Origin of the sequence: Lawsonibacter sp. (assembly GCF_022777125.1) — a bacterium.
Lineage (GTDB): Bacteria > Bacillota > Clostridia > Oscillospirales > Oscillospiraceae > Lawsonibacter_A > Lawsonibacter_A hominis.
Genome location: NZ_JALFGV010000122.1, coordinates 1 through 9,460, shown reverse-complemented (window position 1 = coordinate 9,460; position 9,460 = coordinate 1). Strand labels below are relative to the sequence as shown.

12 protein-coding genes are annotated in these 9,460 nt (G+C 54.3%); 1 reads left to right on the top strand and 11 read right to left on the bottom strand.

Annotated elements, in window-relative coordinates; all coding sequences use genetic code 11:
* The 4 genes from MR825_RS10195 to MR825_RS10180 all read right to left on the bottom strand — a co-directional run.
* Positions 1 to 1,330: recombinase family protein (locus tag MR825_RS10195; protein WP_287880592.1), on the bottom strand; the 1,330-nt coding region annotated here is incomplete at its 3' end.
* A gap of 74 nt (positions 1,331 to 1,404) precedes the next feature.
* A complete protein-coding gene (locus tag MR825_RS10190) occupies positions 1,405 to 1,557 on the bottom strand; it encodes a hypothetical protein (protein WP_165366523.1) in 153 nt (50 codons plus the stop codon).
* Between the two features lie 549 nt (positions 1,558 to 2,106).
* Complete coding sequence (locus MR825_RS10185) at positions 2,107 to 2,394, bottom strand: helix-turn-helix domain-containing protein (RefSeq protein ID WP_116721491.1); 288 nt, start codon at positions 2,392 to 2,394, stop codon at positions 2,107 to 2,109.
* A 42-nt stretch (positions 2,395 to 2,436) separates the two neighbouring features.
* On the bottom strand, positions 2,437 to 2,715 hold the full coding sequence (locus MR825_RS10180) for a hypothetical protein (RefSeq protein WP_207723788.1): 279 nt from the start codon (positions 2,713 to 2,715) through the stop codon (positions 2,437 to 2,439).
* 225 nt (positions 2,716 to 2,940) lie between these two features.
* Between MR825_RS10180 and MR825_RS10175 the strand changes: the two genes are divergently transcribed.
* Positions 2,941 to 3,291: a helix-turn-helix transcriptional regulator gene (locus tag MR825_RS10175; protein ID WP_186908299.1), complete on the top strand. Its 351-nt coding sequence runs from the start codon at positions 2,941 to 2,943 to the stop codon at positions 3,289 to 3,291.
* 58 nt (positions 3,292 to 3,349) lie between these two features.
* Here MR825_RS10175 and MR825_RS10170 read toward each other — a convergent pair whose 3' ends face one another.
* From MR825_RS10170 to MR825_RS10140, 7 genes are all read right to left on the bottom strand, one after another.
* The gene (locus MR825_RS10170; protein WP_116721489.1) at positions 3,350 to 3,526 is read right to left on the bottom strand and encodes a cysteine-rich KTR domain-containing protein; all 177 of its coding nucleotides are present in this window, start codon (positions 3,524 to 3,526) and stop codon (positions 3,350 to 3,352) included.
* Positions 3,527 to 3,600: 74 nt separating this feature from the next.
* Complete coding sequence (locus MR825_RS10165; protein ID WP_287880588.1) at positions 3,601 to 3,981, bottom strand: hypothetical protein; 381 nt, start codon at positions 3,979 to 3,981, stop codon at positions 3,601 to 3,603.
* Positions 3,982 to 4,084: 103 nt separating this feature from the next.
* A complete protein-coding gene (locus MR825_RS10160) occupies positions 4,085 to 4,654 on the bottom strand; it encodes a DUF6935 domain-containing protein (protein ID WP_287880586.1) in 570 nt (189 codons plus the stop codon).
* Between the two features lie 49 nt (positions 4,655 to 4,703).
* Complete coding sequence (locus MR825_RS10155; protein WP_287880584.1) at positions 4,704 to 5,834, bottom strand: hypothetical protein; 1,131 nt, start codon at positions 5,832 to 5,834, stop codon at positions 4,704 to 4,706.
* Positions 5,835 to 5,849: 15 nt separating this feature from the next.
* Entirely contained in the window at positions 5,850 to 7,166 is a 1,317-nt protein-coding gene (locus tag MR825_RS10150; protein ID WP_287880582.1) for a TPM domain-containing protein, read from the bottom strand.
* Positions 7,167 to 7,185: 19 nt separating this feature from the next.
* A complete protein-coding gene (locus tag MR825_RS10145) occupies positions 7,186 to 8,319 on the bottom strand; it encodes a hypothetical protein (RefSeq protein WP_287880580.1) in 1,134 nt (377 codons plus the stop codon).
* A 69-nt stretch (positions 8,320 to 8,388) separates the two neighbouring features.
* Positions 8,389 to 9,460 (bottom strand): hypothetical protein (locus MR825_RS10140; protein ID WP_287880578.1); only part of this gene is annotated, 1,072 nt, incomplete at its 5' end.

Genomic DNA, 9,460 nt, shown 5'->3' with positions numbered 1-9,460 from the left:
AAATGTCAGGATCAATGAGGCCCTGCTGTTTCAGCGTGGTCAACATTTGATTCTGACTGGAAAGTTCAGATATTTGTTTGTTCAGCTCAATGACATCCAGACTCCAGAGCATTCTGCGGTTGCGGATCGTCAGGAGACTGGTGATCATCTGGGAGAGGATTGGCTCTCCATGGTGCTTGAGGTTATAGTACAGACGCAGGAAGGCTTCCTCGATTTGGGACTCTGGTATCTGTTCCATGACACAGGCATCTTTTTGTCTGTCGTGTTTGCGGCACACCCAGTATGTTATGTCCTTTGACATTTTCCTTTTGAAGTATGTCCCACAGTTTCCGCACAGGATCGTCATGGTGAAGGGATATTGCTCCCGAGGTGAATGGGTAATTTTAGAGCTTTTCGCCTGATACAGCGCCTGCGCCCTTTCAAATATGAGCCTGTCCACAATAGGTGGGTGACTGTCTACAATGTAGTACTGATCCTTATTTCCGTGGTTTATCTTCTTTTTGACCGGAAGGGTATCAGTCGAATATCGTTTCTGCAGCAGGGAGTCACCGACATATTTTTCGTTTTGCAAGACATAGCAGACCGTTGTGTGCTGCCAGTATGGGATTTTATCTCTTGTGGGAATTCCTAAGCTTGTGATTTCCGATGCGATTTCTGTGGTGCTGTACCCAGCCAGGAACCTGTCGAAGATCAACCGCACGATTTGTGCTTCGGATTCTACGATTTCAAGCCTCCCATCGCACAACCGGTATCCAAACGGCGCCTTACAGGTAATGAACTTACCGCTTTGCATTCGTTTCTGATAGCTCCACCGCATATTACCTGAGATTGATTCGCTCTCAGCCTGAGCGAAGGCAGCGAATATGGCCGTCATCATCTCACCGGACATGGTGGATGTGTCGATATTTTCTTTTTCGAAGTAGATGCTGATTCCCAGCGCTTTCAGTTCTCGGATCGTCTCCAGACATTCTGTGGTGTTTCGGGCAAATCGGGAGATGGATTTCACCAATATCCGGTCAATCAGCCCTCTGTGGCAATCTGCCAGAAGTCGTTGGAAGTCCTCCCGCTTTTCAGCAGAAGTGCCTGTGATACCCTCATCTGCATAAATGTCCACCATGCTCCAGTTTTCTTTTCCGGAGATCAGGTCTGCGTAGTACCGATTCTGAGCGGCGAAGGAGTTGAGCTGGTCATCGGAAGCAGAGCTGACACGGGCGTAAGCAGCTACCCGCAGCTTGATGTCCTGCTGCTTTTCAGTAGCCTCTATCGTAATAACTCTGCACTGCTTTTCCTGCAGGGCCATACTTCCATCGGTCAGCTGCTTTTTCTCCATGTCAGTTCACCTCCTTACAGCAACAAACACTACCACACTTTTGCCCCAATAGCTATCACCAAATGCAACGAAAATCAGGGAAACAGAATGATCTCCACACCATCCTGCACAGAGAGGTAGCTTGCAATTTTTTGAGCCTCTTTTTCGGTGCATTTCCCAATCTGGACAAGGTTTTTAAGCAGCGTGATAATGCCACAGTAATCGATGTTTACATTCTGTACTGTCATAGTAATCCTCCCTTCATTTACGGTTTTACTGAACCTTGATACCACAAAAATAGAGGCCGCCCAATTTGGTTGGGGAAGCCTTGGCTTGCTCTACTACATTGCAGGCGACCTCCATTGCTTCTAATATCAAGAATTTTGCCTGTATTCGACACTACTTCCCCAGGCAGGGCGGCAACATAAACTGTGCTGGCGCACATCACGGGAATCTCACCCCTCCGGGGAACGCCCGAAGCTGCGTACAGGAGTACCATTGTGGGCTGACGGGATCTTGGCGAAGCAGGGTGCCAATCCTGCTCTGGCCTGAGTGGGTATCGCTCTGCACCTTAATTGGCCGTCCTTAGATGCGGAAATGATCCGCACAGGTGGTCTTTGCGCACTCGGCCTGACGCTGGCTCCGTCAGCTGATGTATCTATGCTACCGGATATGACTGCCTGGAGCAGTATTTTTCAAGGTACTGTGAGATTAACTGATCTCACTAAGATTGTAACTCTGTGTGTTTCAGAATTACATAAACAGAATGGAAGGTTACCTACCCAAAATGGAAGGTTTTAGAGTTTTGCCTCCAATTCAGACAAAAATGCAATGGTCATTCGCAGGTTCTGCTTCTGATCCATAGCTTTAAATTCTCTCCCCGACAAAAGATAATCCAGGGAGACATCGAAGAATGCTGCAAGCTCCACAGCCAGTTCAACTGAGCCGGTCTGCTTTCCGTTTTCAATTTTCAGGATGTATGTACTGGTGATGTTCATTTTCTCTGCCAGCTGCTCCTGCGTAAGTCCTCGGCTTTTCCGTAAATTCTTGATTCGAGCGGCATAGCTATCTCTGTTGAAGCCCATAACACTTTCCTCCGTTTTCTGAAATTTGGATGAGACCGAATTTCAGTTCGGAGGATCACGGCACCCAACAGAAAGATTATCATTAAAAAATAAATTGCCGATCCCGTGCAAAAATGGAGAATCGGCAACCTGTGCTTGATCTGCATTAAGAAGTCCAGGGCGGGATACAGGGGCAGCAGGCGGAGGTTTTTCTTTCTTTCTCATATGCCCAGCTTGCGTACCCCGTTTTTTTCTTGACAGTCTTCCTCGTGCTGTCCTGAAAGCAGTGTGACTCGGCTTAACCAGATGGAACAACTTAATGCGGCAGCTGTTATCTGCCATGTTGCATTTCTCCTTGTCCACTTACGCGGCCGGCACACAGACAGCCAGCATCACCCCCTTAAAATTTTTGTTCTTCGGCAAATGCGACTGTCTTGCCGATAATGTAATTCAGTTTTATGTATCTCAGGCTTGTTGGTTCGTGCATCGCGATACATCTAACAAGCGAATTGTGTCGCATTCACCCGCAAAAAGATGTATTGTAGAATATCTTTGAGGTGAACTGCGATGTATGACTTCTCCTATCCATTGGGAAATGCGGTGAAGAGCACACGTTATCAGCGCGGTCTGACCCAGCTTCAGGTAGCAGACATGGCGGATATCGATGTGCGAACCGTGATGAATATTGAGAACTACAAGGCAAATCCCAAGATGGAGGTGCTCTACCCTTTGATCCGTGCCCTCCGTATTGATGCCAGAACCATTTTTAACCCTGAGTTGCAGCGCGAAACTCCCGCTCTACAACAGCTTCGGCTTATGATTGAGGAATGCAGTGAGCAGGAGGCCGAAGCGTTGATCCCGGTGGTGGAATCGGTCATTGCCGCACTCCGGACAAAGGACGCCATTGAGATTGGATGACTACATAAAAAAACAGAGCCTGCTTTTCCCCGACAGGGGGATCAGCAGGCTCTGTGCTTTAAGCATCCGGCTCGTCGCTTAATACCATCTTCAGTTTTACCACATTGACCATGAATTCCTTTTTACATTTTGGACAGTATAGCGGGAATTTTACTAAAACCGTTTCTTCATATACTTTGACTTTCGTTTTGCTGCCGCACTGAGGACAGCAGATCCATTTTGACTCATGCCGCATAGCAATCACTCATTTATTCGTAGTTACAAGTTAGATAATTGCAGTCGGTTTTTCTTCATTGATATCCAATCATTCTATGAAAACGCCGCCAATTTCGCCAGCAGATACGCCAGAGAACTATCATAAAAGACGAAATCATCGATCAGTCCGGCATTTTTTGCATCTATGACACGGCTGCATACGGCGGACTGTTCCGGCCTGACCAGAAGCAGGATCTTGAGGTCCTGTTCAACCTGCCGAAGAGGTTGGCAGATCCCGATCGCCTGATCCATATCCGCCTGATCCACAATATCCAATATCACCACATCCGCATGAAAGATATCAACGCCGACCACAGCCTGCGGATAATGGAGCTGGGCCGCCCACAGGAAGTCAAGCTCCGGCTTTGCCTGGATGGCCGCTGACAACCCCTGTCCCAGCACCTTATTGGATGATATAAACAGCACTGTTTTCATGATCGGCACCCTCTATCCAATCCGATAAATACAGATGGTTTTCTGATCGCTCCCGCCTGCTCCGGCTTCCATGAGCCGAGCCTCCACAGCCGCGCCGCCTGACTCACGCCCAGGGGTCGGCGGACTTGGGGGTACGGACACCGGTGAGCAGATATTGCTCCCAGAGGAACCATTTCCCATCGCTGCCCCGCTGCCGGAGTTTGATGGGGCGAGGGCTGTCCGCGCCGCCGCAGGGGATAAACAGTTTCATATAGCCCTGCTCCTCGCCGGAAACATGGTTGCTTTCCACCCGGATGGTATAGGGCTGGGTGGGTGTATAATTGTTGTCGGGGGTAGAGCCGGCGAAGTAGGTGAAGGGAAGGTAGGTTTTTCCGTCACGGAAGCGGTCGTTTAAGAAGGAGATCTCCTGTCCGTTCAAAGGACGGGGCCCCCGCAGCCAATTCAGCATATCCGTGCCGATCTGCCGGTCAGCGGCATAGGCGCACAGGGCCAGCACGGTCAGCGCCGCCGTCTGAAAGGGGGTGTCAAGGGCCGCCTCCGGGAGAGCCTGCATCTGGGCAAGGCTCTCAGGGAGGGCCGTGAAGGTAAAGGTTTCCCGCTTGTTTCCAATGGCTGTGGCTGCTGTCGCCGCGGCATCCACGGCGGACTGCTTTAGCCTGTCAAAAATACTCATACAAATACTCCTTTCACGCCTGTCCCACACTCGTGCGCCTGATGTTCTCTCAGCCATAGGCGCGTATCAGATCCATACAGGTCATGCCCTCGCCAAAAAAGGGTGGACACACACCGGTTTCACGATCCTGCTGGATATGGAGAGATTCGCCGGATGGGTCGATCAGCACCGGGAAGCTGCCGCTCATGCGGGTGCCCGCGCCGTCCGAGAGGTCCAGATACAGGCAGTCGCCCTCCATACGCCAGATGCCGGAATATGAGTATGCATACTCCTGTCCATCCTCCGGCTGATGGTAGAGATCGATGCGCCCGGAATAGTCCGGGTCGCTGTCGCCCCAGCCGAACTCCATGTACCAGTGCTCGCAGGTCCAATTTGTGTAAGCCAGCCCCCAGTCTGTGGGCGGTAGCCACCAGTCGTCCCCGGACGGCTCCCAGTCCTCGGGGTAGTCCAGCCCGGTCACATAGCCCCAGATGCCGAAATCCATCAGCATGGGGATATAGTCCTCCCCGGTGGGCACGATGGGAATGCCGTATTCATCGGTCAGCGGGAGCCACTTCATCTCCACGCCATCGTTTGCCACAAGGACGATCTCCGTGTCCGGTTCATCCCGCCATTGCTCATAATTTACGAATATCAGTACAGGCTGGGCACACTCTTCCCGGTAGAGCACCTCACCCGGTACAGGCCAAACGCCGTTACCGAGAGATTCCCAGGTGACATGGTTCACGGCAAGGCTGGTATTCTCATCCCGGGGAACGATGCAGAATAAATCACCCCAACCTGCGCCGAGGATACATTCGGCCGGTATATGCAGCAGAAACGGCATCGCCTCGACCAATCCGGCACAATTCTCCACCAGCCAGTCCGACAGTGGGGTGGAGTCCCCCTGCTTCCTGTATCCCAGATAGGCGACCGCGCCGGCGTACTGGTCATCGTATGCCATGGCGTCATACAACAGGTTCAGGGACTCCTCCGCCAATTCCGCCTCCGCTGTTTCTTCCCCGCTGCCGGAGAACACACCCACCCCGGAATCTTTTTCTCCCTTGCTGCCGGAAAGGGTGCCTATCGCACCGTCCGTTTCAACGGGCGGTGTGTCTTCTCCTCCGCAGGCGGACAGGCCAAGGGCCAGTGCCATGCACAAAATCGCCGGGAGAAAGCGGCGCCGGAGCAAATTCTTCATCATCCGGCCTCCTTCTCAGAATTTCCCGCTGCGGCCGCTGCCGCCGCCCCCGCTTTCGCTGTAGGTGCTGCCGCCGCTGCCGCCCGAGCTCTCTTTCTGGATCTTGGTGCGTGTTTCGGTGGTATGGGTGTACCGGTCGTACTGCTTTGTCAGGTGTAAGCCGCCAGCGGTGAGGTACGCATCGGCTTCCGCCTTTTGATGGACGGACTTCATCTTACGCAGCAGCCACAGGCAAACCGTCCCCGCGGCCAGACAGGAGCATCCTGCTGAAATGACGAACCAGATCCAGTAAGGACGGCGCACCGGCTTGCCGGCGTCGGCCTTCGTCAGATATTCCTCACAGGCGTCCAAGTAATTGGAAATGCCGCCATACCAGTCGTTTTCCCCAAAATCGCCCAGGAATTGCTCCTCCAGCTTCTCCTGCCCATATTCATCAAAGGCATACTCGGCGTACTCGCCGTAGACGAACATGGCGTAGTCCCGCTCGGCCATGCTCAGGAGCACGATGATCCCATCCCGCCCGCTGCCCATACCGAGCTCACTGCCGTGATAGAGCTGATAGGTGACCTCAAAGACACTGCCGTTTCCGTATTCCGTGTAATCATCCACAAGAGCAAAATAAACGCCGCAATCCTGCTTTTGGGAAATAGCTTCGGCCCGAGCCTCCAACTTTTCCCACTTCTCATAGGGGAGAAGGTCTGCAACATCAAATACATACTGCATCGTGACACTGCCCTGCACCGGTTCTTCCAAGCCGGCATCCTCGCCGGAGCCGGCCGGCGGGCAATTTGTGAGGATGTAATCCTCCGCCGTTTCCGCCATGGCGTCCACTGCCTGTGTCAGCGCCACGGCGCTCATGGTCATGTCCTCGCCGTTCCATGCCCGCGCCGCCATATAGGGCTGTACCGCATCGTAGACGGCGCCGGACAATTCCTGGCCGTTGCCCCGCTCATCGCTCAGTCTGGCGTAGACGCACCAGTCATTTTCGTCAACCATCCTGTAGGTATCCCCATCCTGCGCTTCCAGCAGAATGGTCAGCGTAACGCCCTCCTTGTGCTCGCCATAGCCGTAATCATATTCCTCATAGATCCCCGCGGCGGCGTCGCCAAGTCCGTCATAGCTGTTTTGGGTCAATACATCCACCCGCAGATCAAGGCCCAGCGCCTGGGAGAGCTGGGGGAGGGTCTGTTCTCCCTGCATGGTCAGTTCCTGCGATCCCAAGGATTCCGTTTCGTCATAGATCACGCCGTACTCCATTGCCGCCATTGCGGGAGTGCAGAGGGACAGCGCCAACAGGAACGCCAGCGCGAGAGCAGTATATGCTTTCTTCATATCCGGTCCGCCTCCTTTCTCACGGCAATAGGACCAGCGCCGAACTGATCACAGACAGGGGGACGGCGATGGCGGCAAACAGCCCCCAGAACTTCCCCCAGCTGACCGGCAGGTCGCCCACCAGCTTTCCGGTCTGTCCATTCATGGCAAAGAGGAAGTCCTTCCCATGCCACTTGGTATTCAGCATCCAGACGGGCATCAGGGCGTAATGCACCTTGCCCCTGCGCAGATGAACGCTGCTGTCTCTGAGAACGCAGAGGTCATAACGCTTCACTGTGCCGCGCAGCGCGGAGGCAAGGGTCCCCTCACAGCGCTGATCCGCCCGCTGCCGGCTCTGTTCCACCGTCACATCGAACTTATCGGCCAGGAAGCCGGGGAGATACGCGGTGGAAAACGGCTTCAGCTCCTTGTAGTCATAAGGTTCAATGGAGTCCATGTGGCCGTCCGGCATCTTGCTGGAGGCGTCCACCGGCACCTTCTCAAAGGTGACGGTTCCGGCCCGGTAGACATCGTAGTGTTTCGTCTCCGTGATCTCGTAGTCGCCGGAGCGGTATGTACGGGAGCGGGCAGCATCATAATGGGCGTCGCCCTCAGCCTCGCCGTCGAACATCCAGAAGGGAACATATATCCCCCGGATCTCCTGCACGTGATTTTCACCGGTAAAGCTTTTCGGCAGGAAAAACTTCCCTTTGTAGTGGGACTTGAGAGCCTTTACCGCATCTTCCTTGCTCAGCTTGAACGGAACGATGAAATCCGGCCGCAGTGCCCCGGAGAACTGGCCCGGCACCACGGTGGGGTTCCCGCAATAGGGGCAGGAGGTCGCCGCCGTGCTCTCCTCGCAGATGAGCTCCGCGCCGCAGCTGGGGCAGCCGTAGGCCCGCATACCGTCGCCCTCAGCCCCCCAATCCTCGCAAAAGTCAGAGGTGTCCCATGCGCCTCCATCCGCGGCTGGCGCGCCCTGCCCGGCGCCGCCTTCCTCCGTCGCCTGCTGGGCTTCTGCCGCCTTTTTTTCTTTCTCTGCGTAGAGCGCCTCGATCTCCGCCACATCATAACTGGCGCCGCAGTATTCGCACTCCAACCGGCCGGACGCACCGGAGAAATGCAGCGGTCCCGTGCAGCTGGGGCATTGATAATTTGTTACCTGTGTTGGCATCTGAAATTCCTCCTTCCCATGCCGGCGTTGTAACGGTCTATACCGAAACAGGCCGTAATCCGCAGAAGATCAGCCGAGCGGGTCGGTGAGCAAGCTGTCCAGCGTCAGGACGCACAGCTGCGCGTCGTACTTCGGCATAAACGGCAGGCTGACTTCGTTCTCCCCAGCGCCGATCACCATCTCCTCGCCGCTGGGACTCATCAAAATCGGATAAGTCTCCGAGATATAATACGGGCCGTCTGTGACGCCATAGTTATCACCGCCAACAAGGGACAGGCTGACGGTCACATAACTGGGCCCATCCATGACGGATGTGGTCGTCCAGAAACCGCTCCACACCTCTTCCCACGTCGTTTTAGAAGGATCGGCACCCTCGTATTCCCAATACAGTTCGACCGTTCCTCCCATCTCATCCTCGGGAAAGAACCACAGGTAGTAATTTGCGATACGGTCCGTATCCCATGCCACTGCCTGCGTTGTCCAGCTGCCGCCAAGCCCGGAGGCATAGACGCCGCTCCAGCCGTCTGCCAGCCACGGTGCAAGCTCGGAAGGAACGCCCTGCCAGCCGTATTCCGTAAAGTCGAAGGAGAGGTAGTCTCCGTTTTCCGAGAAACATGGCACGATGTGCCCCGTTGATGTATAGAGCTGCGGCTCCCACACGCAGCTGTTGCCTGCGTTGTCTACGATCTGAACCTGTATGTAGGACAGGTATGCGTATGCATCGTCCCCGCCGGCTGCAAAGATCAGCAGCGGATCTCCAACTTCAGACCGATAGAGAACCTCGATGACCTCTTCAGTATCTGATTTCGAATCCCACCGCATGAGATTGACGGAAACTGTGGCATTTTCATCAAGCGGCACGAGACAATACAGATAATCATCGTCCCCGATGGTATGCCCCGTATCGATTTCGGAAATAAAGGGGTATTTCTGCAGCGTCGCTTGATCTGTTTCTGACAGCCAATCTCCATCAGACGCTTCTCCGGTATAGCCCAGGAAGGCCGCGCCGAACATGGTCTGCGGAAAAGCCATTCTCTCCCGCAGCCAAACAAGAGATTGTTCCGCTTCCGCGGAGAATCCGGTCGGTGTCGGCTGCATATCCGATCCCCCGGCCCCCGGGCGCAGCTTTTCCGGCAGTTTT